This is a genomic window from Geobacillus zalihae, assembly GCF_030414215.1.
Classification (GTDB): Bacteria; Bacillota; Bacilli; order Bacillales; family Anoxybacillaceae; genus Geobacillus; species Geobacillus zalihae.
Genome location: NZ_CP129217.1, coordinates 3142181 through 3160133, shown reverse-complemented (window position 1 = coordinate 3160133; position 17953 = coordinate 3142181). Strand labels below are relative to the sequence as shown.

The 17953-nt window shown below is 53.9% G+C and carries 16 protein-coding genes; 10 read left to right on the top strand and 6 right to left on the bottom strand.

Annotation, left to right across the window (positions count from 1 at the left end; translation table 11 throughout):
- The first annotated feature begins 6 nt into the window (after positions 1-6).
- The 5 genes from QWV57_RS16025 to QWV57_RS16005 are packed head-to-tail and all read left to right on the top strand — an operon-like array spanning position 7 to position 5106.
- On the top strand, positions 7-1395 hold the full coding sequence (locus QWV57_RS16025) for an O-antigen polymerase (protein ID WP_081132569.1): 1389 nt from the start codon (positions 7-9) through the stop codon (positions 1393-1395).
- Positions 1396-2511, top strand: a complete 1116-nt coding sequence (locus tag QWV57_RS16020; RefSeq protein ID WP_015375870.1) for a glycosyltransferase — start codon at positions 1396-1398, stop codon at positions 2509-2511. It abuts the gene before it with no gap.
- Positions 2508-3587, top strand: coding sequence for a glycosyltransferase (locus QWV57_RS16015; RefSeq protein ID WP_015375869.1), 1080 nt, complete (start codon positions 2508-2510; stop codon positions 3585-3587). The genes QWV57_RS16020 and QWV57_RS16015 overlap by 4 nt, the downstream gene beginning before the upstream one ends.
- A complete protein-coding gene (locus QWV57_RS16010) occupies positions 3587-3853 on the top strand; it encodes a hypothetical protein (protein ID WP_015375868.1) in 267 nt (88 codons plus the stop codon). Before QWV57_RS16015 ends, QWV57_RS16010 begins: the two co-directional genes overlap by 1 nt.
- Positions 3850-5106 carry a glycosyltransferase family 4 protein gene (locus QWV57_RS16005; protein WP_015375867.1) on the top strand — a complete coding sequence of 419 codons (1257 nt, stop codon included), beginning with the start codon at positions 3850-3852 and terminating at the stop codon, positions 5104-5106. Before QWV57_RS16010 ends, QWV57_RS16005 begins: the two co-directional genes overlap by 4 nt.
- 106 nt (positions 5107-5212) lie before the next feature.
- On the opposite strand, the gene QWV57_RS16000 is transcribed toward QWV57_RS16005, so the two are convergent.
- The 5 genes from QWV57_RS16000 to QWV57_RS15980 form a co-directional block, all read right to left on the bottom strand.
- A complete protein-coding gene (locus tag QWV57_RS16000; RefSeq protein ID WP_015375866.1) occupies positions 5213-6544 on the bottom strand; it encodes a SpoIID/LytB domain-containing protein in 1332 nt (443 codons plus the stop codon).
- 3 nt (positions 6545-6547) lie between these two features.
- Entirely contained in the window at positions 6548-7225 is a 678-nt protein-coding gene (locus tag QWV57_RS15995) for an SH3 domain-containing protein (RefSeq protein ID WP_013146448.1), read from the bottom strand.
- A 218-nt stretch (positions 7226-7443) separates the two neighbouring features.
- Entirely contained in the window at positions 7444-9891 is a 2448-nt protein-coding gene (locus QWV57_RS15990; protein ID WP_013146447.1) for an SH3 domain-containing protein, read from the bottom strand.
- A 237-nt stretch (positions 9892-10128) separates the two neighbouring features.
- Positions 10129-11136: an LCP family protein gene (locus QWV57_RS15985; protein ID WP_015375865.1), complete on the bottom strand. Its 1008-nt coding sequence runs from the start codon at positions 11134-11136 to the stop codon at positions 10129-10131.
- A gap of 32 nt (positions 11137-11168) precedes the next feature.
- Positions 11169-11810: a YigZ family protein gene (locus QWV57_RS15980; RefSeq protein ID WP_081132580.1), complete on the bottom strand. Its 642-nt coding sequence runs from the start codon at positions 11808-11810 to the stop codon at positions 11169-11171.
- A 219-nt stretch (positions 11811-12029) separates the two neighbouring features.
- On the opposite strand from QWV57_RS15980, the gene QWV57_RS15975 reads away from it, so the two are divergent.
- The 3 genes from QWV57_RS15975 (at position 12030) to QWV57_RS15965 (ending at position 14983) form a co-directional block, all read left to right on the top strand.
- On the top strand, positions 12030-13211 hold the full coding sequence (locus tag QWV57_RS15975; RefSeq protein ID WP_301100083.1) for a sensor histidine kinase: 1182 nt from the start codon (positions 12030-12032) through the stop codon (positions 13209-13211).
- Positions 13208-13882, top strand: coding sequence for a response regulator (locus QWV57_RS15970; protein WP_011232620.1), 675 nt, complete (start codon positions 13208-13210; stop codon positions 13880-13882). The genes QWV57_RS15975 and QWV57_RS15970 overlap by 4 nt, the downstream gene beginning before the upstream one ends.
- A 255-nt stretch (positions 13883-14137) precedes the next feature.
- Positions 14138-14983, top strand: a complete 846-nt coding sequence (locus QWV57_RS15965; RefSeq protein ID WP_011232619.1) for a DegV family protein — start codon at positions 14138-14140, stop codon at positions 14981-14983.
- Here the strand turns inward: QWV57_RS15965 and QWV57_RS15960 are convergent.
- Positions 14980-15123, bottom strand: coding sequence for a hypothetical protein (locus tag QWV57_RS15960; RefSeq protein WP_157832561.1), 144 nt, complete (start codon positions 15121-15123; stop codon positions 14980-14982). The two genes, QWV57_RS15965 and QWV57_RS15960, sit on opposite strands and share 4 nt — an antisense overlap.
- A gap of 719 nt (positions 15124-15842) precedes the next feature.
- Here QWV57_RS15960 and QWV57_RS15955 point away from each other — a divergent pair.
- Positions 15843-17234: an ATP-dependent helicase ComFA gene (locus QWV57_RS15955; protein WP_033026327.1), complete on the top strand. Its 1392-nt coding sequence runs from the start codon at positions 15843-15845 to the stop codon at positions 17232-17234.
- Positions 17231-17923 (top strand): ComF family protein, encoded by a 693-nt coding sequence (locus QWV57_RS15950; protein WP_301100082.1) that lies wholly within the window; start codon positions 17231-17233, stop codon positions 17921-17923. Before QWV57_RS15955 ends, QWV57_RS15950 begins: the two co-directional genes overlap by 4 nt.
- Positions 17924-17953 lie beyond the last annotated feature (30 nt).

Sequence of the window (17953 nt, the reverse complement as noted above, 5' to 3'; positions counted from 1 at the left end):
GTCGGCATGTTGGACGTGTTGATTGGGTTGATTGTTCTTGTCGCCTCCACCTTGATGTTTCGCTATGCAGCGGGGACGCTTTCATTGACGGCGCCGAATCTCGTGTCGATTGTGTACTATTACTCGTTCCTTCTGTCAAGCTTCATCGGCGCGCTGCTGATCGCCTTGGGGATGGACGATTACTACATGATTCGCAAGCTGTTTCGGCCTGAGGAATACCGGCAGATTGGATTTGCTGTCGTATGCTTTGTCATGATCGTGTTCCCGCTGTCGATGGTGGTCGTTTCAAGGCTGTGCGGATTTGAAGCGAGGCAGGAGTTTCGCGCCTATTTGCAAAAGCCGCTTTCTCCGTTGGCTGGAGCGACGGGCAGCCAAGTGTTTTATGCGTTTTTGGCGCTGTCGCTGCTCAGTTTTGCCGCCATTGCATATATGATTTGGAAAACGCCGACGATTCCGGTGTTTGCGCTCTTGACAGGGACGGATGAGAGCTTGGCTGCGTTGCGTGTTGAGGCGTCGCGCCATTTTGCCGGAAACGTGCTCGTTCGCAATATTTTTGCCATTACGCTCACGCCGCTTTTGTCGTTTATCGCTTATTTGTTTGCCGAGCTGACGCACGAGTGGCGGTGGAAGCTGCTGTTTATCTGTCTGTTTGTCGGGGCGGTGTTCGTCAATGTGTATGATTTGGCCAAATCGCCGATTTTCTTTTACGTGATGATGTTTTTGCTGATTCGCATCTACATTGGAAAAACAAGGCTGTCGGCGGCGAAATTGGCGTTGTATGGGGGAGTGGGGGCGGCGGTGCTCGTCGGCATGTACATCGTCATTCAAGGGGTGCAAGATGTTGCGACCTTTTTGTCTTACAACAAAGGCCCGATCGGCCGCATGATTTTGGCGCAAATCGCGCCGACGTTTCTTCATTTGAATTTGTTCGGCGAAGCGCTGCCATTTCTTTATGGAAAAAGCTTGCCCTCGATTTTAACAGGGTTGTTTGACGTCGAGAATGTCCGCTCCGCCCGCCTCGTGATGGCGCACGTGTTCCCAGAGCGGATTGAAGACGGGACAGGGGGAGTGTTGAACACCCTTTTTGTCGCTGAGGCGTATGCCAATTTCGGTTATGTGGGGATCGTCATCGGCACGCTGTATGTCGGTGTCGTGACGCAGCTGTTGTATATTGGGTTTCTACGGCTGCCAAAAAATCCTTTGTTTTTAAGTTTGTTCGTTTATTTTTCCATTAACATCCCCCGCACGCTCGTCGGTGGGTTCACCGATTTTTTGTTCAATCCGACCTGGGTGCTGCTCGTGGCATTGTTTGGCGGAATGGCGTTGTGGCTGCGGGTGCAGGGGGATTTACGGGCATGGTTTGCAACGAAAAGGCGAATCACTGATGAGGGATGAATGATGAAAACCGTATTGATTTATTACCCGTTTTCACTCGCCGCGGAACGAAACAGCGGGTCAAAGCTGCGGCCGTATGAAATGCATCAAGCGTTTTTGCGCTGGGGAGCGAAAGAGGGAGTGGACGTTCTTCTGATCGCCGGCACGTCAGCCGAGCGGGAGAAGCAATTTCAAGAGCTCCGCAGCCAAGGCAAGCTCGATGATGTCTGGTTTTGCTATATGGAAAACCAGACGATTCCGCTTTGGCTCACGGACCCAGGACACCGGCCGCAACGTCCGTTCGTCGACCGAGACGTTCTCCGCTACTTGAAAGCCCGCAATGTTCCGATCGGCGTCTTTTACCGCGACGTCTATTGGAAGTTTCCTGATTTGTATCCGCTCCGCGGTTGGAAAAAAACGGCCATGCAAATGATGTACCGTTGGGAAGAACGGTTTTACGAGCGGTACTGCGATGTCATCTTTTTGCCGAGCCTCGAAATGGGAACATACGTCGCGATCCGCCGCCCGATGGTCGATTTGCCGCCGGGTGGGAAGCAAAAGCCGTTTCAGCGGTTCGGGACGGCGAAACAGCCGCTGAATGCCATTTATGTTGGCGGCATCAACAATGCCGACTATGGGCTTTTGCTCCTGCTTGAGGCGATTCGCTTGGCCAACCGCCGCAAGCCGCTTGTTTCGCTCACCGTCGTCTGCCGAAAAGACGAGTACGAGCGGCAGCCGCTTGCGGTGAAAGAAGAGCTTGCCGCCTTGCAAGTGCGCGTCGAGCACGTCAGCGGCGAAGCGCTCGACCGTTTGTATGCGGAGATGGATTTCGCCTTCATCCCGCGGCGGCGGAGCGAGTATAATGATTTTTCCGTTCCCGTCAAGCTGGTTGACTATCTGTCGAGCGGCCTGCCGATTGTCGCCACCGCTTGCTCAGCGCAAAAGCGGTTGATTGAAGCGGATGGGTACGGCGTCATTTGCGACGACAACCCGTCGTCGATGGCAGAAGCGATCGCCAAGATGGCCGACATGCTCGAGGAGTGCCGCTTGCGCATTGCGCAGACGTTTATGGCGAAACATTCGTGGGAAGCGAGAGTGGAAAAGGTGAAAGAAACGTTGGTGGGGGGCCTCCGATGAAAGTCGCCTTATTGGCTCCAAGCAAATCGATCCATACGCATAAGTGGGCCCGCTTTTACCAAACGCAAGGCATTGATGTGAAAGTCGTGACGTTTAAAGACCATTACGGGCCGGAGCAAGCGAAAGAAGTCGAGACAGTCGTGCTGCCGAAATGGCTGCCGGGGAAGTTGTCGTATTTTTCCACTGTCTTTTCATTAAAGCGGCTGCTCGCTTCGTTTCAACCAGATATTTTGCACGCCCATTATGCCTCCAGCTACGGGTTGATCGGGGCGCTTGCTTCGTATCATCCGTTTTACGTCTCCGTCTGGGGGCGCGACGTGTATCAGTTTCCGAATGCCAATCGTTGGAACCGACGGATGCTTGAATATACATTCCAGCGTGCGGATGTCATTTGTTCGACAAGCCATGTGATGGCGAAAGAAACCGGAAAGTATACGGACAAACCGATCGAAGTGACGCCGTTTGGTGTTGATGTCGCCCGCTTCAAACCGTTGCCGAAACAGCCGAAACGGACCGTGACGATCGGCACGGTGAAAGCTCTTTCCGACAAGTACGGGATCGCCGATTTGATTCGGGCGTTTGCCATTGTGCACGAGCGGCATCCGCAAACGGAGCTGTTGATCGTCGGCGACGGGCCGCAGCGGAGCGAATACGAGGAGCTGTGCGCCCGCCTCGGCATCCAATCCGTGACGACGTTTGCCGGCAAAGTTCCGAACGAACAAGTGCCGCTGTATATCAATCAAATGGATATTTTCGCCGTGCCTTCGACTGAAGACAGCGAAAGTTTTGGCGTTGCCGCCGTCGAGGCGATGGCGTGCGGCGTTCCCGTTGTCGTCTCCAACGTCGGCGGGCTGCCGGAAGTCGTTCGTGAGGGAACAACGGGGTTGATCGTGCCGAAAAACAGTCCGGAAAAGCTGGCGGAGGCGTTCGAACGGCTGCTGCTTGATGAGAGGCTGCGGCAACGAATGGGGGAAAACGGCGTCAACCATGTCCATGAACATTACGATTGGACGGAAAATGCGATGCGCATGATCCGATTGTATGAACAAACGTTGAAAGGCGGTGGAGGGAGTTGATGAGGAACAAAGCCGTCATGTCAGCCGCCGCGGTTGGTGCTCGTTTGTTGCCGAAAGCGGAGGCTAAGTCGCGAAGCCGGCGGCTTTCCGTTGGCAAGCTCATGATGACCGTCGGTTCGCGGCAACGATTATCCATCCAAGGACAGCGGGACGATGCCAGGGGGGCGTTTCCCCTTTTCCACGCCTCGTTTGCGCTCGCCTCTTGGCGCTCGAAATGGAACGTTCGTTTGCGATTTTTTGGGAAAGTGGTGTGGAGCGGGCCATGAGGATCATGTACCTATGCCAACACTTCCCGCCGGAAACAGGCGCACCGCAAATTCGTGTGTATGAGGTGAGCAAAGAGCTGATCAAACGGGGGCATCAAGTGGAAGTGCTCACGGCGTTCCCGCATCATCCGCACGGCGTCATCCCCAAGCCATACCGCGGCCTGTTTTATTTGTTCGAACAATGGGACGGCATTCCCGTTCATCGGACATGGATTTATCCGTCGCCAAAGGGGAGCTTTTGGAAACGGCTCGCTTCGTATTTTTCGTTTACGTTCAGCTCGTTTTATTCGCTGCTTGTGAAAGCGAAGCCGACGGATGTGATCATTTGCAATTCCCCGCCGTTGTTTTTAGGGATCACCGGGTACGTGGGTGCGAAGTTGAAACGGGCGAAGTTTGTTTTCAACGTCGCCGACATTTGGCCGGAATCGGCCGTTGAGCTCGGCATTTTGAAAAATCGGCTGTTCATTCGAATGGCGAGATGGCTCGAGCTGTTTTTATACCGGAAGGCGTGGAAAATCGCCGCCGCGACGGAAGGCATTCGCGATTATATGATTGAGCAAGGGAAAGCGCCCGAGGATGTCTTTTTATTGCCGAACGGCGTCAACACGGATGTGTTTCGCCCGTTGCCGAAAAACAAGAAGCTGCTCGCGGAATTAGGGCTCGAAGGAAAAGTGGTGTTTACGTACGCCGGAACGATGGGATACGCCCAAGGGCTCGATTCGGTGCTGCGGGCGGCGGCCATCGTCAAAGCGAAAGATGAACGGGCGCATTTCCTGTTTGTCGGCGACGGCCAAGAGCGGGAAAAGCTGATGGCGTTAAAAGAAGAGCTTGGCCTTGACAATGTGACGTTTTACGGATCCGTTCCGGTTGAGAAGATGCCGGAGATTTTCTCCATCACCGATTACAGCATCGTTTCGCTGCGCAACATCGACTTGTTTAAAGGAGCAAGGCCGTCGAAAATTTTCCCGGCGATCGCCACCGGAACCCCGGTGCTGTATTGCGGCGAAGGGGAGAGCGCAGAGATTTTAGAAACATACCATTGCGGAAAAATCGCTCCTCCAGAAAATCCCGAACAGATCGCCGCGGCGGTTCTCGAGCTGCTTTGCCTTCCGAGAGAGGAATACGAAAAGATGGCGGAAAATGGGCGCAAGTTGGCGGTGGAGCAATACTCATGGATTCGCATTGTCGACGATTTGCTTCACGCCCTTGGCGATGAAACAAAACGTGAATCCGTCAGATGGACAGAAAAATAGAAAAAGAAGAAAGGGCGTTCCGCTCACAAAGAAGGACGCCCTTTTTTGTTCCCGCGTGATGCCGAGGTGGAGAGCAAAATCCCGTATGACATCATGGACTCTGTCGCTAGAACGAGACTTCAGCACCGGGGAAGTAGTGTTCTAAAATTTGCTCCGCCGTCCATCCGCGCTCGGCGAATGCTTTTGCTCCGTATTGGCTCATGCCGACCCGGTGCCCCCAGCCTTTTCCCGTGACGGTGATCGAGCTGACCCCTGACGGCGAGGCGGAAAGCGGCATGATGCCATCCGTTGTTTGTACTTTGATTCCTTCGACGCCGGCGAGCGAAACCGTTCCGTTCTCTGTTTGGACAGAATAAGATGACAAGGAAGAGGCGGCGATGCTGCCGTTCGTCGTTTGAATCGACACGGATGGACCGCTTTTTTGCACTTGAATGTCGAACCAGTTGGACGGCAAGATGCCGTAAAATTGATTGCCGTCTAGCGGGAACAGTTTGCGGATGGTCGTTTCATTGCCTTTCACCGTTTTTTCGCCGGCCGAGGTTTCAATCGTGACGGCCCCCACTTCCCCGTTCGCGCCGGTTTTGGTGATCGAGACGTCGTATAAAACAACCGATGGATCGGTGAGCCCGAACGAACGCAGCAGCACAGACGGGGAGAAGGTGAACGACCAACGGCTGTACGGCGATGATTCATACGGGTCATCGACGCTCGCCAAATATGGGTAGGCGGTTTGCGACGAGTTCCAGACGTCGCTTACGTTGGCGGTTCTGCCGCCGCTTGTCGAGTGGTAATACGTTTCAATGACACTGCCATTATATTTAAGATACAATCCTCTTGTCGCATCCACTGCCTCGTTCGATCGGGGAGATTCTCCATCATATCCTTTATACGTCTGTGTGTTTGGATTGGTCGTCAAACTTGTTTTATGTTTATAGGCATAGTTTCGGGCTGCAATGGCTTGCGCCTTCAGCGCCTCAAGCGGCCAAGAGGCAGGCATCTCGCTCGGCACGACTCCTTTTAAATAATCTTCCATATCTAAAATATTGACAGCATACAAGGCGCTGTTTTGCAGGCGAATGTCGACGCTTCCCCGATACCGCGTTTGGTTCACCTTGACAAGGGACAACGGCGCCGCGCCGATTGTTTCTTGAATAGTAAATCCGGTGCTTGAAAAATCCGTCTTTCCATTGTACGTGACAAACACGGTCGAAGAGGAAGACCGAAATGTCAGATTTGTCCCGCTTGGCAACGGGGTGATCGTCAACGTCTCTTTATTGACGATTTGATAGTTTCCTTCGACGGCGGCTGTCACCGATGCCCCTTTATATAAAAGGACTTGCACGGGATTGTTGTACGTTTTCACCCCAGCGGCGTTCGAGGCGGAAGGAGAGGTGATGAGCCAAAACAGGACGACGGCCAACCACGCTAGTTTTTTCACCGTCTACTTCACCTCACCAAATTCAGCGGCCATCCAACCCCGCCGCCCGTCAGACAGCTGCACGTTGTACCATTTCTCTCCTTTGCTGTTGGTAAACGGCTGGATATAGACCATCTCTGTCCCTTTTGGAACGGTCGCAATAATCGGATAAGAAGTCGTCGCTCCTTTTCGAATATTGACCGCGGCCGTGGCGATGACGTGCTTGGTGCTGTCGCTGCTGACAGCGGATGTCGAGACATCGCCTGAATGGATCCATCCTTTCAGCGATGAAGATAGGACGACGTTGTACCAAAGTCCTTGGGAAGTAAGGTGCGCCCCGACGACTTGCAGTGAAGCCCCTGCCTGTTTATAAGTGATGACGCGGTAGCTCGTTGACGCTCCGCTGCGGACGGCCGCATTGTTTTTCGCTACATAGACGACAGAAGGCAAAGAAGGCGAAGCGGGTTTGCTGGCAAGTTGTTGTTGAAGCTGTTGAATTTGTTGTTGCTGGGCGGCCAGTTGTGCTTTCAGGTTGGCAATGTCGTTTTTCATCGGGTTGAGCTGGGACGTCACCCAGTCGACGCTCGCTAACACGACTTCTTCCGATGCTTTCATCGCCGATGGCGTAAACAAGAGGGCGCCTGCCGTCATTCCGACCGCCAGGCTGGCAGCAACGGCCCATTTGGCTTTTCGTTTCATCATGTTCATCTCCCCCGTTTTTGGATATGGAAAGAAAGGAGAATAATAGCTTTCCTAAAAGGCCGGTGAAACACAACGGATTCGCTTGGTTCATGAGGAATCGCAAGGAATGAAAACGCGATGTTGCCATGTTTCTCCAGCTTGAGAAACACTGTTGCCAAAGCTTTATATCCGTTGCATCATCGGACTTCTCATGCTATTATTCTCCGAATGTGAACAAACTAGAATTGGCTGAAGTATTCTTCCAGTCCTTCGCGAATGCCGACGGCTGCTTTTTGGCGGAACGCTTTCGTTTTGAGCAGCGCCTCTTCATTCGGATTGGAGATGAAGGCGAGCTCAACAAGAATGCTCGGCAGCTCGTTTTTCCGGTTGACGTAAAAGTCTTGCGTTTTATGGCCGCGGTCATATGTTCCGAGCTGTTGGACAAGATGTTTTTGCACGATGGCGGCCAACTGCTCGCTTTTTGGCCCGTTGAAGTTGCTCGATACGTTGTAGTACGTTGTCGTTCCGCGAGATGTCCGCGAGTACGAGTCGGCGTGAATGCTGATAAAGGCGTCGTAGTCGGAACTGTTGGCGATCCATGTCCGTTCCGACAGCTCCAAAAAGATGTCGGTGCTTCGCGTCAATTTCACGATCGCTCCGGCCCGCTCCAATTCTTCTTTTAGCAATAAGGCGGTGTCCAGCGTAATATCTTTTTCCCGCGTGCCGCCAGGGCCGATCGCCCCGGTATCGTGCGCCCCGTGCCCTGCGTCAATAATGATTTTTTTGCCCTTGAGTCCGGTCTCGAGAATTTTCAGCGCCAATCGGTCGCTGTAATGGCGAAGGGTGAACGTGTACCCCGGTTCAAAGGTGATGAGCAGGCTGCTGCCCGTCCACTCCACCGTTTGGATGCCTGGAATGTCGGTCGACGGGACTTCAGCGTAGGAAAACGAGCCGGTGATTTTCAGGCGATTGCCAGGCAACAACGAATAGGAGACGCGGAAATTAGACGTTTTTTTCCACGTCAAATAGGCATTGTCGTTGATGGTCGAAAACGTCGGTTCCACGAGACTATTTAAGGCGACGGTAGAGGTGCTCGATTCTTCCACCCATCCGCGGACGCCATTGGATGTTTCGACATTCAGCCATCCATGATATTCGTAAAGGACAGCAAGCCGCTCATTCGCTGCCAGCGTCTTCAACGATTGATAGTTTGAAGAGGCGCCTCGGCGCAGCGGAGTGCCCGCCTGTTTGACGTATACGTAGGATGGGGCGTTGACTTCAAACGCCGGCATCCATCCCGTTTTCCCCGATGCAGAGGTGACTTGCACCCAGTCGAACGGAGATGCTTCTGTCGTCTTCAAAACCGTGACCGTTCGGTTTTTCGCAATCCGCTCGATGACGGCGGCGCTCAACGAAGGTTCGGCAAACAGCGCCGCATTAGCGGTTGTCACCTGCTTTTGCTTCCCCTGGCTGGCTGGTGGGGAAAGGTAGGATTTGGTTACGACCGTCTCGTGCACCCAGCCGAGCGTTTTTCCATTGAGGGACACTTTGTACCAAAGCGCTCCCGACGCATCTTTGGCGCTTGACAGGCTGTTCAGTTTGGTTCCTTTTTTCAGTTGGGTGACGACTTTTGCTTTTAAAGATGGAGCTTGCCGCACATTGGCGACCGACACGCTGACCGTCAGCGGCTGGCCTGAGATGCTGGACGTATCCGAGACACCGCTTGGAACCGAAATGGTTGATGACATCGTCAACACTTTTTCCGACACCCATCCCCGGACATGTCCGAGATCAACGCGGTACCAAAGTTCCTGACCATTTGTGACGAACAAATCGATCACTTTGACAGATTGACCGCGTGACACTGTGGCGACGGCGCGGTAATGGACGCTCGCCCCGCGGCGAACCGGGGAGGACTGCACAACGTTCATGAATGTCGGCAAAAGTGTCGGAAGCTGTTTGGGTATGTAGATCTGTTCCGTTTTCACCCATCCTTTGACTCCCGCCCACTCCACACGCACATACTGTTCCCCGAGCGAATTGGTGAACTCGGCCATGATGGAGACGACATCGCCGTTAGACAGTGTTTTTACGACCGGATAGTAAGGGGATGCCCCCTTGCGCATCGCGATGTCGTTGGCGGCGATGACCGCACGCTTTCCGACGAGCATGGAAGGTGGTTGGTTGGAAAAGCTGTCCGCACGCGCCCAGCCGGTGACGCCTCCGTACTCGATGCGGTACCACGTTTCACCATAGGCGTTTTGAAACTCGTCTATGACGTTCACTTGTTGGCCAGCGGGAATCGAACCAACGGCCCGATATGAATCGGTTGCCCCTCTTTTCAGCAACGAGTCTTGCTTGGCGAACATCACGTTAGGGAAGGCGGAAGAGACATGCGCTTCAGAAAAGTCGTCTGCCCGCGCCCAGCCCGTGATGCCCTTGTATTCGATGCGATACCACGTTTCGCCAGCAGCATTTTGGAACTTGTCGATGACCTTTACTTGTTGGCCAGCGGAAATGGATTCGACGATTTGATAGGAATCCGTCGCTCCTCTCCTCAGCAAAGCGTTATGCTCCGCGACCATGAGTGTCGGTGAGGATGAGGAAGGACTTCCATCGGCGGCCAAGGCGGCTGACGGCCATAGCGGGCAAGTCGCCAACAAGACGGAAAGAAGCGTTTTTTTCAAGGATTCGATCCCCCCTTTTTCTCAAGTTTGTGTTTTCTATACTATCATAGCGAATTTTGCCGTTTTATCCAACCCGAATTCAGTCCTATTATGAGAAAAAATGAAAAGTTTTGTTGAAAAAGAGAGAAAAAAGCAGAGGACATGAAAGGTTGTGCTCTTTCATCATCATTGCGGCATGATACGCTGTAAATGGAAAAAGGCGCCCCATTGCGTTTGGGAGCACCTTCTTTGTGATCGTTAATTTTGGCTTTGTGTGGATGGTGAATCGCTGCGCGTGAGGGAGGCGTTGGACGTCTCGAGCGCTTGCCGCAGCGTTTCATTGATTGAGCTGACCGATTGCTCGTCCGGGATGTAGTAGTACACGCCGTTGATCGTTTCGTCGTATCCTTTCAAATGCAAATTTTCTACATCCGCGTTTTTCATTTTTTGATAGACGTAGATGAATGACAACAACTCGGACGGAGGGATGTTCGTCCGCACGTGATCCCCTAAATCGGCGATGACGTCATCCAGCTTCGGCAGCGAGGTGATGGACGTGCTTTTGTCAATAATGGCGCGAATGACTTGCTTTTGCCGCTCGTTTCGGCCAAAATCGCCGCGGGGGTCCGATTTTCTCATGCGCACATAGGCGAGCGCTTCATTGCCATTCAACTCTTGTTTGCCTTTATGGAACGTATGCCATTTGAGCGAACCTGTCAGCTGAGCTTTGAATGTGAACGGAACATCCACCGTGACGCCGCCTAGGGAATCGACAATTTTTTCGAACCCTTCAAAATCCGTCGTCACGTAATAGTCGATCGGAACATTGATCAGCTCATTGACGGCTGCAATGGTCGATTGAATGCCGCCATGACTGTAAGAATGGGTGATTTTGTCTTTCCGCCCTTCGCTCGGGATGTAAACGCGCGTATCGCGGGGAATGCTCAACAAATACACTTTGTTCGTCTTCGGATTGACGGTCAACAACATGACGACATCAGACCGCCCCTCCTCGTCGTGGTACTGGTTTTCCACTCCGACTAACAGAACGGTAAATGGGTCTTTGCGCATCTCAATGTTTCTTGCCGGCTTGCTTGATGGATCAAGCGCTTGATAAATTTTGCTTGACGCCTGTTTCGCCTCGGAGTAAATATTGTAGCCAAAGGCGCCGACACCCCCGAGCAACAGAAGAAACACGAGCAAAAAGAATCGGCGGAGCCGCTTTTTTTTCTTTCGCTTTTTCACCGTTTTTCTTGTATGATTCATCGTTTAACCCTTCTTTCCTTTACGGTGTCGTTTTAGGAAGACGAAAGCAGCCGCTCGGCATACTCCATCGCTCCCGCCTGAATGTCCGCCCTTCCGTTTGTCAGTTCGGTCATCCACTCGCCGAACGAAGACTGGCCGTCCTCGGGAACGAGAACATCAAACGTGACGCGGTCGGCATATTGGATATTTTTAATAGTATATACGGAAGAGCGTAGCTCATTTTCCACTTTCCCAAGCCACGGATAGTCGATCGTGACACGCATGACGCGCATGAGCCGACGCTCGACGATGCCGGCGGCGTTCAGCCCCTCGGAGACAGCGCGGCTGTAAGCGCGCACCAACCCGCCCGCGCCGAGCTTGATGCCGCCAAAGTAGCGGGTGACAACGGCGACGGTGTCTTTCAATCCTTTTTTCTTCAGCACCTCAAGCATCGGCACCCCTGCGGTGCCGCTCGGCTCGCCGTCATCGTTCGCTTTTTGGATTTGGTCATGCTCGCCGATCAAATAGGCGGAGCAGTTGTGGGTGGCGTCCCAATGCTTCTTCTTGATCTGTTGAATAAAGGCGACGGCCTCTTCCTCGGTTTCGGCGCGATTGATATAGCAGATGAACCGTGATTTTTCGATCACGATCTCGCGTTCGCCGTATCCTTTGACCGTGTAATATGTTTGCAACAAAGCAAAACACCTCAACATACAAAAAACGCGAAAACGGTTTAATTTTGTTCATTTTTTTGCATGAATGGCTAGCGCTCTACTCTCATTATGGTAAACTGAAAATAAAAGAGCAATAGATAGGGCATGCTTTTATTATTATAAATCGACAACTTTTTTCCTTCAAACAAATTTTGCTGGCGCCCATGCGCACCGCTTGGCAGCGCTGTTGGAGGTTGGCAAATGGCTGAGGCAAAACAGTGGGACGTGAAGCAATTAGATCGGATTGTCGAAAAAATGATCGACACCGTTCAACACAGCAAAGACGAAATTTTCCGCATCGGGGAGCAGTCGCGTCAAGAGCACGACCATTTGCTTCGCGAACTCGAGGAGGTGAAGCGGCTGACCGTGCAGGCGATCGAAGAAGCGGACCGGCTCGAAATGGAGGCGCGCCGGGCGCGCCGCCGCCTGTCGGAAGTGAGCCAAAACTTTTCGACCCACTCGGAGCAAGATATTCGCGAGGCGTATGAAGCGGCGCACGAGCTGCATATGAAGCTGACGATGGTGCGCGAGCGGGAGAAACAGCTGCGGCTGCGCCGTGATGAACTCGAGCGGAGATTGGCGAGCCTTGCGCAAATTATCGAACGCGCCGATTATTTAGTTGGACAAATTACGGTCGTGCTCCACTACTTAAACAGCGATTTCCGCCAGGTCGGCGAGCTTATTGAAGGAGCGAAGCAAAAGCAGGAATTTGGGCTGAAAATCATCGAAGCCCAGGAAGAAGAGCGGCGGCGGCTGTCGCGGGAAATCCATGACGGCCCGGCACAGCTGCTCGCTCACGTCCTTCTTCGGTCTGATTTGGTCGAAAAGGTGATCAAAGAGCGAGGGACAGAGGCGGCGATCGCCGAAATTCGCGATTTTCGCAAAATGGTGCGTTCGGCTTTGTCCGAAGTGCGCCGCATCATTTACGATTTGCGGCCGATGGCGCTTGATGATTTAGGATTGGTTCCGACGCTAAAAAAATATTTGCAAACGACCGAAGAATATAATAACGGAGTCCATATTTCCTTTGTACATATCGGCGAAGAAATTCGGCTGCCGTCGCGGATGGAGGCGGCCGTGTTTCGGCTTGTCCAAGAATCGGTGCAAAACGCCTTGAAGCATGCCGAAGCGCGCCATATCGACGTCAAAATGGAAGTGACGTGCCACCATCTGCTTGTCAGTGTCAAAGACGATGGCAAAGGATTTGATCCATCGGTCAAAAAAGAAAATGCGTTCGGCTTGATTGGCATGCGGGAGCGGGTGGAGCTGCTCGGCGGCACGCTCGACATCCGCTCAAAGATTGGCAGCGGAACGACCGTGTTCATTCGCGTTCCGCTCGACCGTTCGACTGACAAAACGAACAAGGAGGAAAGGAAACGATGAAAACACGCATCGCGATTATCGACGATCACCAGCTGTTTCGCGAGGGCATCAAGCGCATTTTGGAATTTGAGGGCGATTTTGAAGTCGTGGCGGAAGGAAGCGACGGAAGCGAAGCGCTTTCGATCGTCGAAACATACCGCCCCGATTTGGTGCTGATGGACATCAATATGCCGGACATCAACGGCGTGGAGGCGACGAAACAGCTGATCGAAGCTTACCCTGATACGAAAGTCGTCGTGTTGTCGATCCATGACGATGAACACTATGTCATGCGCGCTTTGCAGACCGGGGCGACGGGGTATTTGCTGAAGGAGATGGATGCCGATACGCTCATTGAGGCGGTGAGAATCGTCGCGGAAGGCGGATCGTATTTGCATCCGAAAGTGACGCACAACTTGATTCGCGAATACCGCCGCTTGACGACAGAAAAAGGCGGCGCAGTGGTTAAGCAGGAGGTGCGCCGTCCGCTTCATTTGCTGACGCGGCGCGAGTGCGAAGTGCTGCAGCTGTTGGCCGACGGCAAAAGCAACCGCGCCATCGGCGAAGCGCTGTACATTAGCGAAAAAACGGTGAAAAACCACGTCAGCAGCATCTTGCAAAAATTAAACGTCAATGACCGGACGCAAGCCGTTGTGGTCGCGATCAAAAACGGTTGGGTGGAAGTGCGCTAATGGCAATGCCCCCTTCGTTTCCGCCTATTGTCAGCGGATTGGATGGGCGTCTGGCGGCTGGTGTTGAGGGGATCGAGGCAGCGATGCTTCGTTGTTGGTGTGTCCGTGGTGAGGACAAGCTGTTTTGTAGTTGGCGGCAAGCGGCTTTGTTTAGGTCCTTGCGGTGCGCTATCCCCCATTTGGATTCGTAGTGGTGGGCGGTTTGTCTTTTTGGTATAATGGAAGAAAATTTGAAATCAGGAAGGAATGGCGTTCGTGAAAACGGCAATTGTCACCGACAGCACGGCCTACTTGCCGAAAGAGGTGCGCGAGAGGTTGGGCATTCGCCTGATTCCGCTCAGCGTCATTTTCGGGAATGAGACGTACCGCGAAGAGATTGATATGACGGCCGATGAATTTTTTGCCAAAATCAAGCAGCATCCGACGTTGCCGACGACGTCCCAACCGTCGGTCGGTGAGTTTGTTGACTTGTTCACCGCCATTCGCGAGGAAGGATACGAGGCGGTCGTCAGCATCCACCTCTCAAGCGGCATCAGCGGCACGTACCAAGGGGCGGTCACGGCAGGGACGATGGTGGACGGATTGCGTGTTTACGCATACGACTCGGAAATCAGCTGCATGGCACAAGGGTTTTATGCGATCGAAGCGGCGGAAATGGCGCAGGCGGGGAGGTCTCCTGAGGATATCATCGCTCGCTTGGATGAAATGAAACAAACGCTGCGCGCCTACTTTATGGTCGATGACTTGGCCCATCTGCAGCGGGGCGGACGGCTGACCGGGGCGCAGGCGTTCATCGGCGGCCTCTTGCAAATCAAGCCGCTTCTTCGCTTTGAAAACAAAGTGATCGTGCCGTTTGAAAAAATCCGCACGCGCAAAAAAGCGATCCACCGCATCGAAGAGCTGTTCGCCGAAGATGCGGAAAAGGGTGTGCCGCTCAAAGCCGCCATCATCCACGCCAACCAGCCCGATGAAGCGCACCGCTGGCGCGATGAGCTGTCCGCCCGCTATCCGCACGTCGAATTTTCGATCAGCTATTTTGGCCCCGTCATCGCCACGCACGTCGGCGAAGGCGCGCTCGGGTTGACGTGGTATCAGCCTTAAGCCGAGGCCGCAAAGCGCCGTCTCGAGGCTCCACAGCCAAGCGCAAGGCGGAACGGTGCGCTCCGCCTTGCACGGCGGCGGATTCTCGTTTCCGCTGTATGGTCGATCAAGATGTTTCCGTCTTCCCGTTTGGCGTTCATGGGACGAAATGATCCGAATGAGTTTTGGGCCATGTTGATGCTATTCATAGTGGATGCTATTTCATATAATGTTTTTATCGATTTCCTCATCCAACTTCAATGCGCTTGCCATTCTCCTTCGGCGGTATTCTCTATAACTGCCCGCAGTTGACGAATTCATCCGTGACAAACATAAGAGCGAGAAAGCCTATTCCCTTTAGGTGTGGGGAATGTCAAATTCGTCAGCTGCATCGTCTTCCTCTCCTCTCTCCACTTTATGAAACGGGCGGAGATGTGGGGCTGGCCAAACTTGTCGAACCGTTTTCCTTTCCTGAAAAATTTGTCGCTATTTCCCTGGGAATGTTGTCGAAACACGTTATTGATCGGCTCCATGACTCTCCTGTGAATCTTCGCTGGCGTCATGTTTCGCCGCATCCATTTCTTTCGAAGGCCGATATGTCGTGAAAAAGACGGTCAAACCACATCCTTATTCCATTTGGAAAGGCCTTTTCATCTCCACTTTCTTTTCTAGCGGAATGTTGCTGTTTTGCGCATGACGCCCATTTTTCACCATCTTTCTAACTTTTTACGAAAAAGAACGCCGTCGATCGCTCTTCCTGTACCTTTATGCGCTTCAAGCCTCTCAACTTGGGGAGAGAGGGTTTTTGCCGCGTCATCTGCTCTTCTTGCCTCTCAGCTGGGGAACGTGCTTTTCATACGTTCAAAAGGAGTGATGCTTCTTGTGCATCCAACAACCATCTTGTGTTCCACACCTCGTTTCATGGTTGAACGGCCAGCGCCTCCCACGCGAACAACTGCCGTTTTCTGATGAAGAAATCAAAGCCGCGGTGCAAGCCGGTTGGGTTCACGAACATCCCGGCCTCATCAAAACATCAAGCGGCTGGCGCTGTGTGCGCTGCGGGAATGAAGACGCGCGTCTTTTTGCATCGTTTCCATGCGCCCGCTGCGGATCGGATTGCGCGTATTGCCGCAAGTGTCTTGTGATGGGGCGCATCAGCTCCTGCACTCACCTTGTGCACGTGACGATGCCGCTTCCGTCCGAGCGGCACGAGGCGCCGCTTGTTTGGGATGGGACGCTGTCCGCCGCTCAGGAGGATGCCGCTATGGCTGTCAAACAGGCCGTGCTCGATCGAAGCGAACTGCTCGTTTGGGCCGTATGCGGCGCAGGGAAAACCGAGATTTTGTTTCCCGCCATCGCCGCCGCGCTCGAGAAGGGCTGGCGCGTTGGCCTCGCCACGCCACGGACCGATGTCGTCCGCGAGCTTGCTCCCCGCTTTCGCCAAGCGTTCCCGCGCGTTCCGCTCGCTGTTTGGCACGGCGGAAGCGAAGAGCGCGGGCGGATCGCTTCCTTGGTCCTCTCAACCACCCACCAGTTGCTGCGGGCTTACCGCGTCTTTGACGTTATGATCGTGGATGAAGTCGATGCCTTTCCATATTCTGCTGAGCCGATGCTCCAATACGCCGTCAGTCAAGCGCGGAAAGAACAGTCGAGCCTCATTTATTTAACCGCCACCCCGTCCCGCGCTTGGCAGCTTGACATCACAAGAGGCAAACGGAAAGCTGTCGTCATCCCCGCCCGCTACCACGGCTTTCCTCTCCCTGTCCCGTCCTTCGAATGGTGCGGCAATTGGCGCAAACGGTTAGAGCGCGGCCGCTTGCCCGAAAACGTCCTTGCGTGGGTTCTCCATCGTTTGGCGCAGGGAAAACAAGCGTTTTTGTTCGTTCCCCATATCGATGAGCTTGAAGCTGTCACCCGCCTCTTGCAGCGCGTCGATCCCCGCATCGTCGGCGTTCATGCCGAAGCCCCAGACAGAGCCGAGCACGTTCAGGCATTTCGCGATGGGCGCGTGCCGCTGCTCGTCACAACGACGATCCTTGAACGGGGAGTGACGGTGCCGAACATCGATGTCGCCGTTCTCGGCGCCGAAGACCGCATCTTCACGGAAAGCGCTCTCGTGCAAATCGCCGGCCGTGTGGGCCGCCACGCCGTATTTCCGGATGGCGATGTCCGCTTTTTCCATCACGGGAAAACGAACGAGATGGTGCGGGCGCGCCGCCACATTGTACGCATGAATGAGACAGCAAAGAAAAGGGGGTTGCTGCATCGATGAACTGCCTCCTTTGCCATTCTCCGTACAACCCGATCGCGAGCTGGCGCCAGCTTCTTTTCCTCGAAGACCTTGACGTCCTTTGCCCACGCTGCCGCGGGTCGTTCAAACTCATTGACGGCCGCCTTTGCGAGATGTGCGGCCGCCCGCTCGAGGAGTCAGCGCCATCCGTGTGCGCCGACTGCCTTCGGTGGCAGGAAGATGAACAATGGGGGAGGGCGCTCGTGAAAAACCGATCCGTGTATATATACAACGACTGGATGAAAGACGTCGTCACCTTATGGAAATTCCGCGGCGACTATGTCATCGTCGAGGCATTCCGCCGTCCGTTTTCCCAAGCGTTTCGCCGACATTTCGGCCGCGATTGGCACATCGTCCCAATCCCGCTGAGCCCCGAACGGCTGTATGAGCGCGGCTTCAACCAAGCGGAAGCGCTCGCCCGCTTGCTTCCATCCCCGTATTTCCCTTGGCTGGCCCGCCGGCATTCCGAGAAGCAGTCGAAAAAATCGCGCCGCGAACGGCTGAAGACCGACAACCCATTTTTCCTTGCCGATCATCCCCCGCTTGACGGAAAACGAATCGTGCTGATCGACGACATTTACACAACGGGCATCACCATCCGCCACGCGGCCCGCGTGCTGCTTGAGGCGGGGGCGGCGGAGGTGTGGGCGTTGACGCTCATTCGCGCGTAACAGTGTAAACATTGGAAGCCTACGTGCCGA